Annotated in this window: 17 protein-coding genes; 6 read left to right on the top strand and 11 right to left on the bottom strand. The window is 49.9% G+C overall.

Annotated elements, in window-relative coordinates; genetic code table 11:
- From GA0061070_RS18455 to topA, 7 genes are all read right to left on the bottom strand, one after another.
- Positions 1-261 (bottom strand): transposase domain-containing protein (locus tag GA0061070_RS18455; RefSeq protein ID WP_208598149.1); only part of this gene is annotated, 261 nt, incomplete at its 3' end.
- 106 nt (positions 262-367) lie between these two features.
- A complete protein-coding gene (acnA, locus tag GA0061070_RS18450; protein WP_090137462.1) occupies positions 368-3043 on the bottom strand; it encodes an aconitate hydratase AcnA in 2676 nt (891 codons plus the stop codon).
- A 184-nt stretch (positions 3044-3227) separates the two neighbouring features.
- A complete protein-coding gene (gene ymiC, locus GA0061070_RS25605) occupies positions 3228-3326 on the bottom strand; it encodes a small membrane protein YmiC (protein WP_244153170.1) in 99 nt (32 codons plus the stop codon).
- A gap of 138 nt (positions 3327-3464) precedes the next feature.
- Complete coding sequence (locus GA0061070_RS25220) at positions 3465-3635, bottom strand: hypothetical protein (RefSeq protein WP_090137461.1); 171 nt, start codon at positions 3633-3635, stop codon at positions 3465-3467.
- A 1-nt stretch (position 3636) separates the two neighbouring features.
- A complete protein-coding gene (locus GA0061070_RS18440) occupies positions 3637-3798 on the bottom strand; it encodes a YmiA family putative membrane protein (protein ID WP_090137460.1) in 162 nt (53 codons plus the stop codon).
- Between the two features lie 318 nt (positions 3799-4116).
- Positions 4117-5091 (bottom strand): HTH-type transcriptional regulator CysB, encoded by a 975-nt coding sequence (cysB, locus tag GA0061070_RS18435; RefSeq protein ID WP_007371933.1) that lies wholly within the window; start codon positions 5089-5091, stop codon positions 4117-4119.
- A gap of 182 nt (positions 5092-5273) precedes the next feature.
- Positions 5274-7871, bottom strand: coding sequence for a type I DNA topoisomerase (topA, locus tag GA0061070_RS18430; RefSeq protein WP_090137459.1), 2598 nt, complete (start codon positions 7869-7871; stop codon positions 5274-5276).
- A gap of 394 nt (positions 7872-8265) precedes the next feature.
- Between topA and GA0061070_RS18425 the strand changes: the two genes are divergently transcribed.
- Entirely contained in the window at positions 8266-8517 is a 252-nt protein-coding gene (locus GA0061070_RS18425) for a YciN family protein (protein WP_090137458.1), read from the top strand.
- A 34-nt stretch (positions 8518-8551) separates the two neighbouring features.
- On the opposite strand, the gene sohB is transcribed toward GA0061070_RS18425, so the two are convergent.
- Positions 8552-9598 (bottom strand): protease SohB, encoded by a 1047-nt coding sequence (sohB, locus tag GA0061070_RS18420; protein ID WP_090137465.1) that lies wholly within the window; start codon positions 9596-9598, stop codon positions 8552-8554.
- A gap of 223 nt (positions 9599-9821) precedes the next feature.
- Between sohB and GA0061070_RS18415 the strand changes: the two genes are divergently transcribed.
- Positions 9822-10577, top strand: a complete 756-nt coding sequence (locus GA0061070_RS18415) for a YciK family oxidoreductase (RefSeq protein WP_090137457.1) — start codon at positions 9822-9824, stop codon at positions 10575-10577.
- Positions 10574-11164, top strand: a complete 591-nt coding sequence (gene cobO, locus GA0061070_RS18410; RefSeq protein ID WP_090137456.1) for a cob(I)yrinic acid a,c-diamide adenosyltransferase — start codon at positions 10574-10576, stop codon at positions 11162-11164. Before GA0061070_RS18415 ends, cobO begins: the two co-directional genes overlap by 4 nt.
- Before the next feature lie 85 nt (positions 11165-11249).
- Here the strand turns inward: cobO and rluB are convergent, their stop codons facing one another.
- Positions 11250-12128: a 23S rRNA pseudouridine(2605) synthase RluB gene (rluB, locus tag GA0061070_RS18405; RefSeq protein WP_090137455.1), complete on the bottom strand. Its 879-nt coding sequence runs from the start codon at positions 12126-12128 to the stop codon at positions 11250-11252.
- 253 nt (positions 12129-12381) lie between these two features.
- Between rluB and GA0061070_RS18400 the strand changes: the two genes are divergently transcribed.
- A complete protein-coding gene (locus GA0061070_RS18400) occupies positions 12382-13914 on the top strand; it encodes a tyrosine-type recombinase/integrase (protein ID WP_080345976.1) in 1533 nt (510 codons plus the stop codon).
- 55 nt (positions 13915-13969) lie between these two features.
- Here the strand turns inward: GA0061070_RS18400 and GA0061070_RS25805 are convergent, their stop codons facing one another.
- Positions 13970-14098, bottom strand: coding sequence for a hypothetical protein (locus tag GA0061070_RS25805; protein WP_023294885.1), 129 nt, complete (start codon positions 14096-14098; stop codon positions 13970-13972).
- Positions 14099-14394: 296 nt separating this feature from the next.
- On the opposite strand from GA0061070_RS25805, the gene GA0061070_RS18395 reads away from it, so the two are divergent.
- Both GA0061070_RS18395 and GA0061070_RS18390 read left to right on the top strand, forming a co-directional pair.
- Positions 14395-14808, top strand: a complete 414-nt coding sequence (locus tag GA0061070_RS18395; protein ID WP_090137464.1) for a GNAT family N-acetyltransferase — start codon at positions 14395-14397, stop codon at positions 14806-14808.
- A complete protein-coding gene (locus GA0061070_RS18390; RefSeq protein ID WP_063158032.1) occupies positions 14808-15161 on the top strand; it encodes an NIPSNAP family protein in 354 nt (117 codons plus the stop codon). The genes GA0061070_RS18395 and GA0061070_RS18390 overlap by 1 nt, the downstream gene beginning before the upstream one ends.
- 532 nt (positions 15162-15693) lie before the next feature.
- Here GA0061070_RS18390 and GA0061070_RS18385 read toward each other — a convergent pair.
- Positions 15694-16611 (bottom strand): helix-turn-helix domain-containing protein, encoded by a 918-nt coding sequence (locus GA0061070_RS18385; RefSeq protein ID WP_090137454.1) that lies wholly within the window; start codon positions 16609-16611, stop codon positions 15694-15696.
- Between the last annotated feature and the right edge of the window lie 82 nt (positions 16612-16693).

The following is a 16693-nucleotide window of genomic DNA, read 5'->3' as shown; positions in this document are numbered from 1 at the left end:
AACGAAGGGGCGATTGCCCGGCAGCATGATGTCCAGGCGATTCACAATCTGGTGAAGAGGTTCTTTACGCTCAAGCGCCATGCCAACAATACACCAGACCATCATTTCGAGGGGAAGACGGCGCTTGCGTAGCGTTACTGTACCTGATTCGGCAAGGCAACGAGAGATGAGTTCGGGGTCGAGGTAATCCCCCAGAGAAGTCAGTGGGTTACGCAGAGAATCGTAACGGGATACCAAATCAAGGGCCTGTCCAATGTACATAAAAAAATCCGGAAACGAGTGAGCGTTTCCGGATTCTTACACAGCCACTGGATCGGTCAACTGATCCTTAACTGATCGGCATTACTGCAAATGCAGGCCTGTTTGTTTAGTTCAGCATGTTGCGTATCACATAGTGCAAAATGCCGTCATTGCGGTAGTAAGTCAGCTCTGTAGACGTATCAATGCGGCAGCGGCATTCCAGCACTTCCTGCTTACCATCAGCGCGAGTTAGCGTTACCGCTAATGTTCCGCCCGGTTTGATATGCTCCAGATCCACAATGTCCAGTTTTTCCTCGCCGGTGAGTCCCAGCGTTTTGCGCGCAACGCCTTGCGGGAATTCCAGCGGCAGGATCCCCATACCAATCAGATTCGAGCGGTGAATACGCTCAAACGATTCGGCGATCACCACGCGAATCCCCAGCAAACGCGGCCCCTTGGCGGCCCAGTCGCGGCTTGAGCCTGAGCCATATTCTTTACCGGCAATCACCGCTAATGGCGTTTTCTCCTGCTGATAGCGCATCGCGGCATCATAGATGGAGATCACTTCACTGCCCGGTAAATGGCGTGTCATTCCCCCTTCCACGCCTGGCACCATTTCATTACGGATACGAATATTGGCAAACGTGCCACGCATCATGACTTCATGGTTGCCGCGCCGCGATCCATACGAGTTAAAATCACGGCGCTCAACACCGTGACTTTGCAGATAACGTCCCGCCGGGCTGTCCGCTTTGATACTGCCCGCAGGCGAAATATGGTCGGTGGTGACAGAATCACCCAGCATGGCCAGGATCCGCGCACCGTGAATATCCTCCACCGGCTTCGGTTGCACCGGCATATCATCAAAGAATGGGGACAACCGGATATAGGTAGAATCGTTCTGCCAGTCGTAAGTGTCCGAACGCTCAACCTGGATGGCTTTCCATTCCGGGGTACCTTCAAACACCTCGGCATACTCTTTGCGGAACATTTCTGTCGAAACCAGCTCAACGGCACGCGCAATTTCGTTGCCGGAGGGCCATATATCTTTCAGGTACACCGGATCGCCTTTCCGATCGTAGCCCAGCGGATCGGTTGCGAGGTTGATATTCATGTTCCCTGCTAGCGCGTAAGCCACCACCAGCGGCGGAGACGCCAGCCAGTTGGTTTTCACCAGTGGATGAATGCGGCCCTCAAAGTTACGATTGCCCGAAAGCACCGCACCAACCGTCAGATCGCCCTTGCGGATCGCCTGCTCAATCGGTTCCGGCAACGGGCCGGAGTTACCGATACAGGTCGTACAACCGTAACCGACCAGGTTAAAACCCAACTCATCAAGGTAAGGCGTCAGACGCGCCTGTGCCAGGTAATCAGAAACCACTTTCGAACCCGGTGCCAGTGAAGCTTTTACCCACGGCTGACGTTTCAACCCAAGTGTGACAGCTTTCTTCGCCAATAACCCGGCAGCCATCAGCACGCTGGGGTTTGAGGTATTCGTACAGGAAGTAATGGCCGCAATGACCACCGCACCATCCGGCAGCTGATATGAATGTCCATTGAGCACATAGTCAACCGGTTTGCGATCCTTCTGTGCCGTATTCAGTTCCAGTTCAGAGCTAGCGGCAAAGGCTTTAGGCACATCACTAAGCGCTACACGATCCTGTGGACGTTTTGGGCCAGCAAGACTTGCCTCGACATCATGCATATTCAGTTCAAGTGTACTGGTAAATACCGGCTCATCACCCGGGTTACGCCACATTCCCTGCGCTTTTACATAGGCTTCAACCAGCGTGACCTGTTCTTCGCTACGCCCGCTCAGGCGCATATATTCAAGCGTTACGGCATCAATAGGAAAAAAACCACACGTGGCACCATACTCCGGCGCCATATTGGCGATAGTGGCGCGATCGGCAAGCGGCAGCGAATCGAGTCCATCACCATAGAATTCGACGAATTTCCCCACCACACCGTGTTTACGCAGCATCTGCGTCACCGTCAGCACCAGGTCGGTGGCGGTAATGCCTTCGCGCAGTTTACCGATCAGTTTAAAACCAACGACGTCAGGAATGAGCATTGAAACTGGCTGGCCGAGCATGGCGGCTTCCGCTTCAATACCCCCAACGCCCCAGCCCAGCACGCCCAGGCCATTGATCATCGTGGTGTGAGAATCGGTACCAACCAACGTGTCCGGATAGGCAACCCACACTTTGTCCTGTAATTCGCTCCATACGGCTTTACCGAGGTATTCAAGGTTGACCTGGTGACAAATACCGGTGCCAGGCGGTACGACGCTGAAGCGGCTGAAGGCTTGCTGTCCCCAGCGCAAGAAGACGTAGCGCTCATGGTTACGTTCCATCTCCAGCCGTACGTTCTCTTCGAACGCGTCATCATCACCAAAGTGATCAACGGTGACAGAGTGGTCGATAACTAAATCAACCGATGACAGCGGGTTTACTTTGGCGGTATCACCACCGAGACGTTTTACCGCTTCGCGCATGGCGGCAAGATCAACGACTGCGGGAACGCCAGTGAAATCCTGCATCAGAACCCTGGCCGGGCGATAGGCAATTTCTCTGTCGGCGTGAGCAGTGCTTAGCCAGCCCGCCAGCGCACGGATATCCTCTTCAGTGACGGATTCTTCATCCTGCCAGCGCAGAAGGTTTTCGAGTAGTACTTTGAGTGACTTGGGTAGACGCGCAATATCCCCAAGTTGTCTGGCGGCCAGCGGCAAGCTGTAGTAGTGGTAAGTTTTATTCTCTGCCTGCAACGTGTCCTTACTGGCTTCGCGTAGGGTCAACGACATGTGCTCCTCCTTACTTACAGGGATTGCGATACCCTGAGAGTCTTCAGGGTCTGTATTAAAGATAACACAAACATATCGTAACGATTTGATAACAACCCAAATTGCTACAAACGGGTAAATTTGTAGGCGAGGAAATTAAAAAAGCCCCGCAGTTTGCGAGGCTTTTCAATACGTTACCGGACTATTATCGGCAGAGCATCCAGACAATCTGAGCCCAAAAGAGGATGGAAACAGAAAACACGGTGATCCACGACCAGTATTTCATTCGACAATCATTATTCATCAACTGATTACCAGAAAAACTATTCATTAAAACTGAGTCTTTACTCAATCTATTTATGCTGTGTATTAATTAAAGAGTACATAAGAACATATCAATGAATAGCGCGGATAATTCCCCACAATTATTCTGATGATATAATTATTGTTTTTTGGTATCGTCTTCCGCGAAAGCATCAATAAAAGCTTGCTGCTGTGGCGTCAGTTTCCAGCATGTCGGAATAGAGGTCACCGTTTTGGTTTTCGCGTTCTGTGGTGTGTCACGAAGCTGACATACTTGCTTAACTGGTTCTAATCGACCCGCTATAGCCATTTTAACCCCAGAATTTCCAGATCAATAACACAACAACCGCCCAAAATAAGGCAGAACCAAGAAATACAGCCACCCAGGCTTTACGCTTGAGCTCAGGATCCCTTTTTGGCTCTTCACTTCCTGATGGCATTGCTAACCTCGCACAATCGACATCACTTATCATTTTCGGCACCAACAATAGGTACGATTAATCATGAGATGAGACAAATCCTAAAAGAACTTTAGCCGAAAATCCAGTTAATTTACTCACCATTTTCAAAGAAATATTTAATCTTTTGACCACAAATAAATTATTGAAGTAATAAATTTGCAGACCAGCAATTTAGTTTCTATTTTTGTCGCTAATGAGTGACAGTGTCCGCTTTGAGGGTGTGATTTCAATCACTGTGGAAGATTCGGGATAAGTCAGATGATGATAATAGTGATTTAACTTTAGGCAGATTTAGGGGCACCTTTTCAGTCAAAAAGATACCCTCCAACATTATTTTTGCGGCAACTTAATATCTTTAAACATCGCTTCTATATCTTCATTAGAACGCAATGCCACGGCAGTATCGACCACATCACGAGTTAAATGCGGCGCAAATCGTTGAATAAAATCATACATATAGCTACGTAAGAAAGTACTGCGACGAAAGCCAATTTTGGTTGTACTGTGGCTGAAAATCTCATGTGCATCCAGCTTAACCAGGTCCGGATCGGAGACCGGATCTACCGCCATACTGGCAATAACACCTACTCCCAGACCAAGCCTCACATAAGTTTTAATAACGTCTGCATCGGTGGCGGTAAAGACAATGCGCGGCGTTAACCCTGCACGATTAAACGCGGTATCCAGTTCAGAACGGCCCGTAAAACCAAAGGTGTACGTTACCAGCGGATACTGCGCCAACTCGTCAATCGTAACGGACTGCTTTGAAGCCAGTGGATGATCAGGCGTGACCACGATTGAACGATTCCAGTGATAGCACGGCAACATCACCAGATCGTCATACAGATGTAACGCCTCGGTGGCAATGGCGAAATCGGCATTGCCTTTCGACACCGCTTCAGCAATTTGCGTGGGCGAACCCTGGTGCATATGTAACGAGACACGCGGGTAACGCTCAATAAAACCTTTGATGACATTAGGTAACGCGTAACGTGCCTGGGTATGTGTTGTGGCGACATACAGCGAGCCTTTATCGGGCCAGGTGTGTTCCCCTGCCACCGATTTAATCGCGTCCACTTTCGACAGGACTTCACGCGCAATACGAATAATTTCCTGCCCGGCAGGCGTTACCTGGGTAAGATGCTTGCCGCTGCGGGCAAAAATTTGGATCCCCAGTTCATCTTCCAGCATGCGAACTTGCTTACTGATACCAGGCTGGGAAGTATAAAGCCCTTCCGCCGTCGAGGAGACATTGAGGTTGTGATTAACCACCTCGACGATATAACGAAGCTGCTGTAGTTTCATAACAGACCATCCCAAGTACGCAAACGGGTAATCGCTTAAGACGATTTCATAATAAAAAATCGTATTGCTATAACAACTATATCATTTATAGCTTCTGTGTATAGCAGCGAACAAAGAATAATAATACAGGCATAAAAAAGAGCCGACAAAGCGGCCCTTTCAAGATAACTCACTGAAGTTACTTATTTTTTAGCTTCAGTCCATTTATTCTCGATATAGAAAGCCGACCACCCGGTTGCTTTTCCCTCTTTTTCCGATGCCACATACTGCTGTTTGGTTTTACGGCTAAAGCGGACGATCGTTTTATTACCTTCCGGATCCTGTTGTGGAGCAGCGGCCAGATAACGCAGTTTTTCCGGCAGACGCTCGCGGAAGCGATACAATTCCTCCACCAGCGGCGCACGTGTTTCACGCGATTTCGGAAAGGTATTGGCTGCAAGGAACACTCCGGCAGCACCATCACGCAGAACGAAATAAGCGTCGGACTTCTCACAAGGCAGCTCCGGCAAAGGTACCGGATCTTCCTTCGGCGGCGCAACTTCACCGTTACGCAGGATTTTACGTGTGTTTTTGCAATCGTCGTTGGTACATGCCATGTACTTACCAAAACGCCCCATTTTCAGGTGCATTTCAGAACCGCATTTCTCACATTCGACGATCGGGCCGTCATACCCTTTGATGCGGAACTCGCCCTCTTCAATTTCGTAGCCATCACAGGTGGGGTTATTACCGCAGACATGCAATTTGCGTTTCGGATCAATGAGGTAACTGTCCATCGCCGTACCGCACTTCTGGCAACGACGTTTGGCGCGCAGCGCGTTGGTTTCCGCGTCATCGCCTTCCAGCACATTAAGCACTTCGTTTTCCGGCACCAGGTTAATGGTGGTTTTGCAGCGCTCTTTTGGCGGTAGTGCATAGCCGGAACAACCGAGAAATACGCCAGTACTGGCGGTACGGATCCCCATTTTACGGCCACAGGTCGGGCAGTCAATGCTGGTCAGAACCATCTGGTTCGGCCGCATCCCGCCAACTTCCGGATCCTGTTCAGCTTGCTCAAGCTGGCGAGAAAAATCGCCAAAGAAGCTGTCCAACACCTTACGCCACTCGGCTTCATGGTTTGCAACGCGGTCAAGGCTGTCTTCCATCTGCGCGGTAAAGTCGTAATTCATCAGCTCGCGGAAGTTCTCTTCCAGGCGATCGGTGACGATTTCACCCATTTTTTCCGCGTAGAAACGACGGTTTTCCACGCGCACATAGCCTCTGTCCTGAATGGTTGAAATGATCGACGCATAGGTAGACGGACGGCCAATGCCGCGTTTTTCCAGCTCTTTAACCAGCGAAGCTTCGCTGAAACGTGCTGGCGGCTTGGTAAAGTGTTGTGCCGGGGTCAGCTCGACGAGCGACAGCACATCACCTTTATTCACCGACGGCAGAGTGCGATCTTCATCGCCTTTGCGCAGTGCAGGCATCACTTTTGTCCAGCCATCAAAGCGCAAAATACGCCCGCGTGCTTTAAGGCGGAAATCGCCCGCGCCCACAGTCAGCGTTGTGGAATCGTACTGCGCAGGCGTCATCTGACAGGCGACAAACTGACGCCAGATAAGCTGATACAGCTTCTGTGCGTCGGTTTCCATATCCTTCAGCGACTCAGCCTGCACCGCAACATCGGAAGGACGAATCGCTTCGTGCGCTTCCTGGGAGTTCTCTTTACTGGCGTACTGGTTAGCAGACTCCGGCAGGTATTTCTTACCGAAATTGTCGGCGATATAGCCGCGAACCATGCTGACTGCGTCCTGGCTCAGGTTGGTTGAGTCTGTACGCATGTAGGTGATGTAACCGGCTTCGTACAGACGCTGCGCCATCATCATGGTTTTCTTCACGCCAAAACCGAGGCGCGTACTGGCAGCCTGCTGCAATGTTGAAGTGATAAACGGCGCGCCAGGCTTGCTGCTGGTCGGTTTATCTTCCCGCTCCAGTACGGTGTAACGCGCTTTCTCCAGCAGGCTAACGGCGGCCATTGTCTGTTCGCGGTTGACCGGACGGAACGCTTTGTCACCATGATGCGTCACCTGCAGCGGCAATGCGTCACCGCCAGGCGTCGCGGTAGCAGCATCAATTTCCCAGAACTCTTCCGGAACAAAGGCTTTGATTTCGCGTTCGCGTTCAACCACCAGACGGACAGCAACAGACTGTACGCGGCCAGCAGAAAGGCCACGGGCAATTTTCTTCCACAGCAGAGGGGAAACCATGTAACCCACCACGCGATCCATAAAGCGGCGCGCCTGCTGGGCATTCACACGGTCAATATTCAGTTCACCCGGCTTTTCAAAAGCCTGCCGAATGGCATTCTTAGTGATTTCGTTAAACACCACCCGGCTGTAGCGTTTTTCATCACCGCCGATCACTTCCCGCAGGTGCCATGCAATGGCTTCCCCTTCGCGGTCAAGGTCGGTTGCGAGATAGATGTGGTCGGCTTTTTCAGCCAGCGATTTCAGTTCAGAAACCACCTTCTCTTTGCCTGGCAGCACTTCGTAATGTGCATCCCAGTTGTGCCATGGGTCGATCCCCATGCGATTGACAAGAGCGCCGCGTTCATCCTTTTTAGGCTTCTTAGCCGTTTTGGTGGAGGCTGAGTCTGCACTCTTTTTGGGTGCTGAGCCGCTGGTCGGCAAATCACGGATATGACCAACACTGGATTTAACCACATAGTCATTACCCAGATATTTATTGATCGTTTTGGCTTTTGCCGGGGACTCAACGATAACGAGAGCTTTACCCATATTCACCTTTACCTAATTTAATTCTTCCAGGAATACGTCGACATTTCTTAACGCCACCCACGACGAACCTTCACTATTGTGGCAACAACCAGGGATATCAACCCCATATCTGGCCAGGCGCGTCAAACGAAGCATTCAGGTGGCTGAGTTTACAAGCTTATTCGCGTCAGGGTGATGTTGTACGACGGTGTTATGGTCGAATGTCAAGCAATTCTGTTGCCAGGTTGACGAAAGCGTCACACTGTACCTGATAAAATTTGTTACGCAACTTTATTAGCACGCAAAAACGAAACGCGCCAGCACAACAGCAGGTCAAACCCTTTGCAAAAACAGGGAAAATTTGCTCCCTGTCCGGGCCAGCGGTAAACTTCAGAAAATTTTGAGGAGTAGAAAAATGACCGGTACATCTCAACCTATCGATCGCCAGACATTGCTGGAGCTGGCTAACAAGCTGATCCGTGACCATGAAGATACGCTGGCAGGTATTGCCGCCACCGATGTTACCCAGCGCAATGGCGTGTTGGTATTCAGCGGCGAGTACTACCTGGATGAGCAAGGTCTGCCGACGCCGAAAAGCACGGCGGTGTTCAATATGTTCAAATACTTAGCACATGAACTTTCTGAAAAGTATCATCTTATTGACTAACTAAAAACGCGAGGCCAGGAGCCTCGCGTTTTGTTTACATCAGGGGTTTTTGTCCGCGCTGCCACCAGCGCATCAGCAAATGGTCAATACTCTCTGTCACACTGCCAGTAAACCGCGCCATCATTTTCTTGCGTTGCTGGTATCGGACACCGATAACTTCGTGATCCGCATACAGGCTGAGCAGCAATTCGTCGCTGGTGCCAATCTGGTCAATCAAGCCCTTCTCCAGCGCCTGGGAGCCGTACCAGTGCTCTCCGGTCGCCACGCTTTCAATATCCAGCGACGGGCGCATCTGATGAACAAAATCTTTAAACAAGTCATGGGTTTCATTCAGGCTTTCGCGGAATTTCTGTCGCCCTTCTTCGGTATTCTCACCCAATAGCGTTAGCGTACGTTTGAACTGTCCGGCAGTATGCAGTTCAATATCGATCTCTTTGCCTTTCAGGAAACGATTGAAGTTAGGGATCTGCGCTACCACGCCGATAGAGCCAATAATGGCGAAGGGTGCAGCAACAATTTTGTCCGCCACGCAGGCCATCATATAACCGCCGCTGGCTGCCACTTTATCAACGGCGATGGTCAGAGGAATATGTCTGTCGCGCAGGCGCTGCAATTGGGAAGCCGCAAGACCGTAGCCGTGCACCACGCCGCCAGGGCTTTCAAGTCGTAGAATGACCTGATCCTGCGGTTTTGCCACGGTCAGCACGGCGGTAATTTCTTCGCGCAACCCGCTGACTTCTCCGGCATCCATACTGCCTTTGAAATCCAGCACATAAACGCGCGATTTTTCTGGGTCACCGCTTTTCCCTGCTTTTGCTTTCGCTTTGGCTTCTTTTGCCTCCTGCTTCAGCTTTTTCTTCTGCGCCTTATGCCACTGTTTCTGCTGATGATCGTCCAGCAATGAAGCGGACATTTCCTCTTGCATCTCTTTATACTGCTCGCTCAAACGGGTAATTTTCAGCTCGCCCCGCTGACGCTTGCGCTGCGTCAGATTGACAATAAGCACCGCTATCACCGCAATCGCCACTACCACGGTCGCGATCTTGGCCAAAAACAGACCATATTCAGACAGTAATTCCACGCGTACCACCTCGGTTACACCAATAATAATGACTGCAGTGTACATGAGCCGGCCGGGCGCGTCTCGCGCAAGCCTGGCATCAAATGTGCCATGTTGCTGAATTTTTTAACACTCTCTGGCTTAAAGGTTGCGCAACTCTCCGTGTGGCCGATTGAAATAGCCTGTCATTTAAGGCATAAAGCCAACATATAAAGTGATTACTGGCCCGGCCTGAGGAGGCAGTGTGCATTATCAGCCGCAACGCGATCTGCTAAACGACCGCATTATTCTTGTTACCGGTGCCAGTGATGGCATCGGTAAAGAAGCCGCTCTGACTTACGCTCGCCATGGCGCAAGCCTGATTTTGCTCGGACGCCAGGAAGCGAAATTACGCCAGGTTGCTCAGGCCATAAAGGATGAAGGTCAGCAGGCGCAGTGGTTTACTCTGGATATGGCAACCTGTACGCCAGAAGAGTGCCAGCAGTTGGCGGCAACGATCGCAGCCGCCACGCCACACCTTGATGGTGTGCTGCACAACGCCGGTTTACTGGGAGATATCTGCCCGATGAGCGAACAGGATCCAGCGACCTGGGATGCCGTTATGCGGGTCAATGTCAACGCAACGTTCTACCTTACGCAGGCGCTTCTTCCTTTATTACTCAAATCAGATAGCGGTTCGCTGGTGTTCACCTCTTCCAGCGTTGGCCGTCAGGGACGCGCCAACTGGGGCGCTTACGCAGCGTCAAAATTCGCCACCGAGGGAATGATGCAGGTGCTGGCCGAAGAGTACCAGAACCGCCTGCGGGTCAACTGTATCAACCCGGGCGGCACGCGCACCAAAATGCGTGCCAGCGCCTTCCCTACAGAAGATCCGCAAAAACTGAAAACCCCCGCCGATATTATGCCGCTCTATTTGTGGCTGATGGGCGATGACAGCCGACGCAAAACCGGGATGAGCTTCGATGCGCAACCCGGTCGTAAACCAGGGATTACACAATGAGTGAAGAACGTTATCAGCAACGCCAGCAGCGCGTAAAAGAACGCGTTGATGCTCGCGTGGCCGCCGCACAAAACGAACGTGGAATTATTATTGTCTTCACCGGCAACGGCAAAGGCAAAACTACCGCGGCGTTCGGCACCGCTACGCGCGCTATCGGACATGGGAAAAAGGTCGGTGTGATCCAGTTTATTAAAGGTACCTGGCCAAATGGCGAACGTAACCTGCTGGAGCCATTGGGAGTGGAATTTCAGGTCATGGCGACCGGTTTTACCTGGGACACACAAAACCGCGAAAGCGACACAGCGGCTTGTCTGGCGGTGTGGCAACACGCGGAGAGAATGCTGGCAGACGCTTCTCTGGACATGGTGCTGCTCGATGAGCTGACCTATATGGTTGCGTATGATTATTTGCCGCTGGAAACGGTGCTGAACGCCCTGCGCAACCGTCCACCGATGCAAACTGTGATCATTACGGGACGCGGTTGTCACCGGGATATTCTGGAGCTGGCGGATACAGTCAGCGAACTACGTCCGGTTAAACATGCTTTCGAAGCAGGTATTAAAGCGCAGATCGGTATTGATTATTAATGGTAAATCTGGCCTGGCGATGATGCAGACCAGTTGACGAGTAACGCCAGGTCAGGCGATAAAAAGGGGCTTTCGCCCCTTTCTGTTAATCGTTTTTGTTACGCGCACTGCCGGGACGGCGAGTGCCGCCAGGTTGGCTGTGGCGCTTCACGGCACGACGGATCTGATTTGCTTTCATGCGGCGACGATCTTTCTCTACCGCCACTTTTGATTGCGTTTCAGCTTCCAGGCCAACCAGCTCACGTAGATAGTTGGTCTGAGCGAGATCCAGTTCCGTCCAGCCGCCGCGCGGCAGGCCTTTTGGCAGTGGGATATCACCGTAACGTACGCGGATCAGGCGGCTAACCTGGACACCCACCGCTTCCCAAAGGCGACGCACTTCGCGGTTACGTCCTTCGGTCAGGGTCACGTTGTACCACTGGTTAATACCTTCACCACCGCTGAATTTGATGGTTTTAAACGCCGCCGGGCCGTCTTCCAGTTGCACACCACGCGCGAGATCGCGCAGTTTCGCATCATCTACTTCACCAAATACACGCACGGCGTATTCGCGTTCGACTTCGCGGCTCGGGTGCATCAGGCGGTTCGCCAGCTCGCCGTCGGTGGTGAACAGCAACAGACCGCAGGTATTGACGTCGAGACGACCAACTGCAATCCAGCGTGCACCACGCAATTTCGGCAGACGGTCGAAGACTGTCGGACGGCCTTCCGGATCATTGCGGGTACAGAGCTCACCTTCTGGTTTGTAGTACGCCAGCACACGACAAATTTGCTCAACGGACTCTTTCACCGAAATGAGATGACCATCGATACGAATTTTCAGCCCCGGCGTCACCTCAACGCGGTCACCCAGGGTCGCGATTTTACCGTCCACGCTGACGCGGCCAGCTTCAATAATAGATTCGATCTCACGGCGGGAGCCGTGGCCAGCTCTCGCCAGCACTTTCTGTAGTTTTTCGCTCATAGAGCATCCTTACGTGTCGCCTTCACAGGCGTCTGGTATACTTTCTAAAACAACGAGTTAGCTAATAAATCGACTTAACTCACTGATCTGTAACTATTTCATGGTACACAGCATGGCAAACAACGTGTCACACAAGCTGTCACACACAATGATTCGTGGGCGCACATACTACACTAACTTTAGACTAAATGATTCAACAAGTTTTGTGCGTCTGAGTCTCGGTACTGATAGCCGAAAGCAAGCAGAAGTGATCATGAATCAGATCCGCCCTTTCATTCCCCTTGTGCAGAATGGAACGATGAGCCTCGACGAGTTCAAACGCAAAATGCAAGGCTACCGAGCCGCCACTAAACAGGACTTTGACAACTATCTTCTACATGCACTCGAAAGAGATATTGCAGAGGTGGAGCGTCTGCCGGAGTTAGGACAGTGGCACAGAAACATAAATCCTGATTCTCCATTATCTGCTTCTGATACGGTTGAAGCCGCACAAGGCTATTCGGAAGCTCACTTCCAACGCATGGTTAATGGTAGCGATCAGACAGCAAACGAAGTGCTTGCAAGTTTTCACATGAAGAAACTTGAACTTTCCAAGGGTGATTTGCCCCTTGCGAATCAAGTAGGTGCTGCACTTGATATGAGCCGCGCGACCGTCGCGCAAGCCTATGAAGCATTCTATTCGAAAGATTTGCTGCGATATCGCCAACTCATTGCAACACTGCAAAATCAGTTAGAAAAGCAGAAACTGAAATCTTCACCCCAAAGTAGTGTTGAAACAAACCAGGCTTTTTCAACGGAAGTTAAAGATACCGCAAGCCAGGCAATCAAACTTTCCGAAGCATGGACGCAGTATGTTGAAGAAAAAGGTCAAAAATGGCGTGCAAGCATCGCTAACGAGAACCAGCGTTTCTTTGATGTGCTGATTTACGTTATTGGTGATAAACCGATTGATCGGGTTACTAAGCAAGATATTCGTGAAGCGCTGAAAGTGACCGAAAACTTACCGACTCGGACTAAGCTGCCATACAAGCGCCTATCTTTGCCTGAATGCATTGATTATGACGTACCAGAGGAAGATCTGATCAGTAGTCAGCATGTTGAAAAACATCTCAAAATCTGGCGCTCGCTTTTTAAAACTTACCTCGTTGACACCAAAGACCAGTTAGAGAAATCCCCTACCGATGGAATCACATATGAGGTGAAGCCCAATCGGAGAGGTCATTTCAGCAACGCTGAGTTGAGTAAGCTTAAAACCAAGCTGTTCTCACTGGAAGATAACGATTGGCGCAAATGGTACTTCCTCACCCTCATTTATACTGGTGCTCGACGTGGCGAGATTGCCTCTATCAGAAAGCGGGACATCCGTTTAGATGAAGAAACTTCACGCTGGTACATTTATATAGAAGACGGGAAAACCGAGCATGCCCAACGCCAGATACCACTCAATAAGGTTTTAGAGTCAGGTTTACTCAGTCTTGCCGATGCTCTTAACGATGGTGATCTGATTTTCAGTGACTTACCTAACTACACCACAGCAACAGCCGAATGGGCTAAATTGATGAATGAAACAGGTGTCCCTGATTATGATGAGTTTGGGCTAAAAAGGCGCATACATAGTCTTCGCCACACCTTCGTAAGTCATTGCCTTGCATCTGGTGGCGTCTCTTTACCTTTGATGCAGTTTGTAGTTGGACACTCTCGAACTCAAAGTTTAGGTGTAACGTCCATTTACACGCACCGCCCACCGCTTAAAGACCTGTTATGTGTCGTTGACTTTCAGAAATGAGAAAAGGGGCGTAAGCCCCTTTCTTCCAATATCGCTGTAATGTTTCGAGATGTTTTTACTTTTTCCCTTTTTTAGGGGGGATTTTTACAGTTTCCGTAACAGTTGTCCCTGGACGTTTCTTAGCCTCTTCCGGCTTAACAAACTGACCAGTACCCGCATCACGAACTACCTTTTGTTTAGGCATGAAAACACCTCATCTGGAATGAAGGAAAGAACAACTTAACCTTTTTAAGAGTAGGTAATAAGCGAAGCGGTGTCAAAGCAAAAACACAATATATGTAAATAGTTCACAAAATACCATACAACATATAGCGGAGTGGTACTCTATATCATCCCCCAGTCGATGACAGTCCCCCACTCAGTCACAGCCCTCAAACATTTTCGACAGTGACGAGGCGGTCTTTATAATAGACCGTGAAGATTGCATAGATGCTATTGTTAATGCTAAACAAAAGATCATTCATGGCACTGAGGCTGAATATGGGATCACGATACACTCTGGTTGATGCAGTTCCACCCGCAGAGGATTTTTGCCGCTTGCGCATCATATCCGGTTTAACCCCCCGCCCTCTTGAGGCCGCAAAACAAGCCCTCCCAAGAAGCTGTCATGGCGTATACATTGAATATTCTGATCTTATTGTCGGCATGGGGCGGATTGTCGGAGATGGAGCACTCAACTTCGAAATCGTAGATGTTGCGGTCGATCCAGAACATCAAGGTAAAGGGCTGGGCCGGAAAGTCATGGAGGCATTAATGTCCTGGCTCGGGCAACAAGCACCAGTTGGAGCATACATTACCTTGATCGCAGATGTTCCAGAGCTATATGAAAAATTCGGTTTTAAAACCGTCCGTCCTGAAAGCGAAGGGATGGCGCTCATTTGGGGATCGCATTAATGGAACGAATCATCGAAATATTGCAATACACATTACGCAAAGGCACCGGAGTCACTTTTCACAATATCATGCGGGAAATCAGCATTCCCCTACACCAACGCCACGGGATCGAGGTTATTTCGTTCGGACACTCCATGCATAACCCGGATTGCTACTATTTGATACGCGCTTTTGATAGCCACGAGAGCATGGTTGTTGTCCTTGATGCTTTTTATGCAAGCACTGACTGGCGCAGCGGCCCACGCGAAGACATCATCAGCTGTATAGAAAGCAGCCAAAAAACAGTGGTAAGCATGCCGTCTGGAAGTATGGAAGAGTTAGATAGGTATGTGGCGATGGTAAATGCCCAGTAGATTCGCTTCTGCTGCCGGACAAACTTTAAAACTCATCAAAACTACACCTTCGCCGCTTACACGACATGATACTTTCCGTTATACCATCGAAAAAGAATGGAGACAGTTGTGGCTAAAGCGCTCGACAATCCACACTCAAACGAAAAAACCAAACAGCTTGCAGCAACGGTATTAGCTCAATCGACAAAGTAAGAAACGAGAAAAGGGGCATTAGCCCCTTTTCTTTATCAATCACCACCTCAAACATCCTGAGATTCAGTTTTGCGTTCTGTTTTTCTACGTTTTTCAAAAGTGCGGATTACATCCCAGATAAACAGGAACAGCAGATACCAGTAAAGTGCGGTGATCATACGCGAGGCTCCTGGTTCCAGTAGGTTGCTACCGTCCTCAGAGATACCGCCATTTCTTCCGCAGCCTTTTTCTGAGTTAGCCCGTGCGCTGGATGTTCAAGCGCTGCCAAGAGCATTTCTTTCCCACTTCCAGCAGTCAGCAATCTGAATATGGTCAATGCCGTATTTCACTACGTATTGGATCAATGGACTCTCCTCGTTTTCTTCGTGGTTTCTCTTAGTAAGGCTTGGTATTGAGCCGGAGTGAATAGCTCACGAATGAAATCACTCTCAGACTTTGCCGGATTCAACAATCTGCTTAATGTCGGATTTTCTGCTGCAAGCCTCACCCCTTCGCCGTGGGCGTTGTCGTAAAGCGTGATCTCTGCATACCATTCATTAGAATGAGGCTGGTTGGCCTTATAACCGTGTTCAATGTACCAGGCATCATAAGCAACCATTGCAGCCGCCGTGAGCGTATCGAGCACGTCAGAGCGTTCTACGGGGCGTTTACGCTCCAGAATCGGAAATCCCTGCATATGACCAGATAAGTAGCGGTTTGCTAAATCGCCTTTCCAGACAAACGAAGGATTAACCCATACCTTTAATACGCCTTTCTGGTGTTCAGCTTTATCAACCTTGATGTACTTTTTACGCTCAAGACCCGATAAAACACGGTTGAGATGATCCGGCGTGGTGTTCAGTATTGCGCACAGATCCGCACGTGTTATAAATGCTAAGTTTCTCCTGTCAACTTCGTTACACAATGCAAATACTTTCGTGAAATCTGGCTTGGTTAATACGTCTGCGTATTCCTTAATCCCGTTATAGGTTGCATTCCCTGGAAGGTCGCCCAACTTATTAGCGTATTCACGGTGAGCCTGTTTTGATTTGGCGGTGTCTGCTGTCGAATAGCTCAAATGCAGATCCTGAACGATGCCACCATCAAGCAAATACTCTGTCGAGTCGTAGTGAAGAATTTCACCACTTTCCACTTCGACAACGTACAGAACATTATCTAAAGAAACGAGTTGTTGGGTTGGTCTGGAAAATGCTGAAAGCGGGTGATCGTGTTGCGGGGTATCTCTGAAAAAATAACCGTCTTCGTATGCTTGAATCAATGTTCCTCCTTAGTTGGTGTTCTCCTTTCGGTATTGGTCATAACGGATAAGTGCAGATTGAAACATTTCCATTCGGTCTGTA

The organism is Kosakonia oryziphila, from assembly GCF_900094795.1.
Taxonomy (GTDB): Bacteria; Pseudomonadota; Gammaproteobacteria; order Enterobacterales; family Enterobacteriaceae; genus Kosakonia; species Kosakonia oryziphila.
This window is presented reverse-complemented; position numbering and strand designations above follow the sequence as displayed.

Bases quoted from the DNA above. Each gene is read 5' to 3' on its own strand.
- acnA (WP_090137462.1), bottom strand. From the start codon at position 3,043: ATGTCGTTGACCCTACGCGAAGCCAGTAAGGACACGTTGCAGGCAGAG.
- ymiC (WP_244153170.1), bottom strand. From the start codon at position 3,326: ATGAATAATGATTGTCGAATGAAATACTGGTCGTGGATCACCGTGTTT.
- GA0061070_RS25220 (WP_090137461.1), bottom strand. From the start codon at position 3,635: ATGGCTATAGCGGGTCGATTAGAACCAGTTAAGCAAGTATGTCAGCTT.
- GA0061070_RS18440 (WP_090137460.1), bottom strand. From the start codon at position 3,798: ATGATAAGTGATGTCGATTGTGCGAGGTTAGCAATGCCATCAGGAAGT.
- cysB (WP_007371933.1), bottom strand. From the start codon at position 5,091: ATGAAACTACAGCAGCTTCGTTATATCGTCGAGGTGGTTAATCACAAC.
- topA (WP_090137459.1), bottom strand. From the start codon at position 7,871: ATGGGTAAAGCTCTCGTTATCGTTGAGTCCCCGGCAAAAGCCAAAACG.
- GA0061070_RS18425 (WP_090137458.1), top strand. From the start codon at position 8,266: ATGACCGGTACATCTCAACCTATCGATCGCCAGACATTGCTGGAGCTG.
- cobO (WP_090137456.1), top strand. From the start codon at position 10,574: ATGAGTGAAGAACGTTATCAGCAACGCCAGCAGCGCGTAAAAGAACGC.
- rluB (WP_090137455.1), bottom strand. From the start codon at position 12,128: ATGAGCGAAAAACTACAGAAAGTGCTGGCGAGAGCTGGCCACGGCTCC.
- GA0061070_RS18400 (WP_080345976.1), top strand. From the start codon at position 12,382: ATGAATCAGATCCGCCCTTTCATTCCCCTTGTGCAGAATGGAACGATG.
- GA0061070_RS25805 (WP_023294885.1), bottom strand. From the start codon at position 14,098: ATGCCTAAACAAAAGGTAGTTCGTGATGCGGGTACTGGTCAGTTTGTT.
- GA0061070_RS18395 (WP_090137464.1), top strand. From the start codon at position 14,395: ATGGGATCACGATACACTCTGGTTGATGCAGTTCCACCCGCAGAGGAT.
- GA0061070_RS18390 (WP_063158032.1), top strand. From the start codon at position 14,808: ATGGAACGAATCATCGAAATATTGCAATACACATTACGCAAAGGCACC.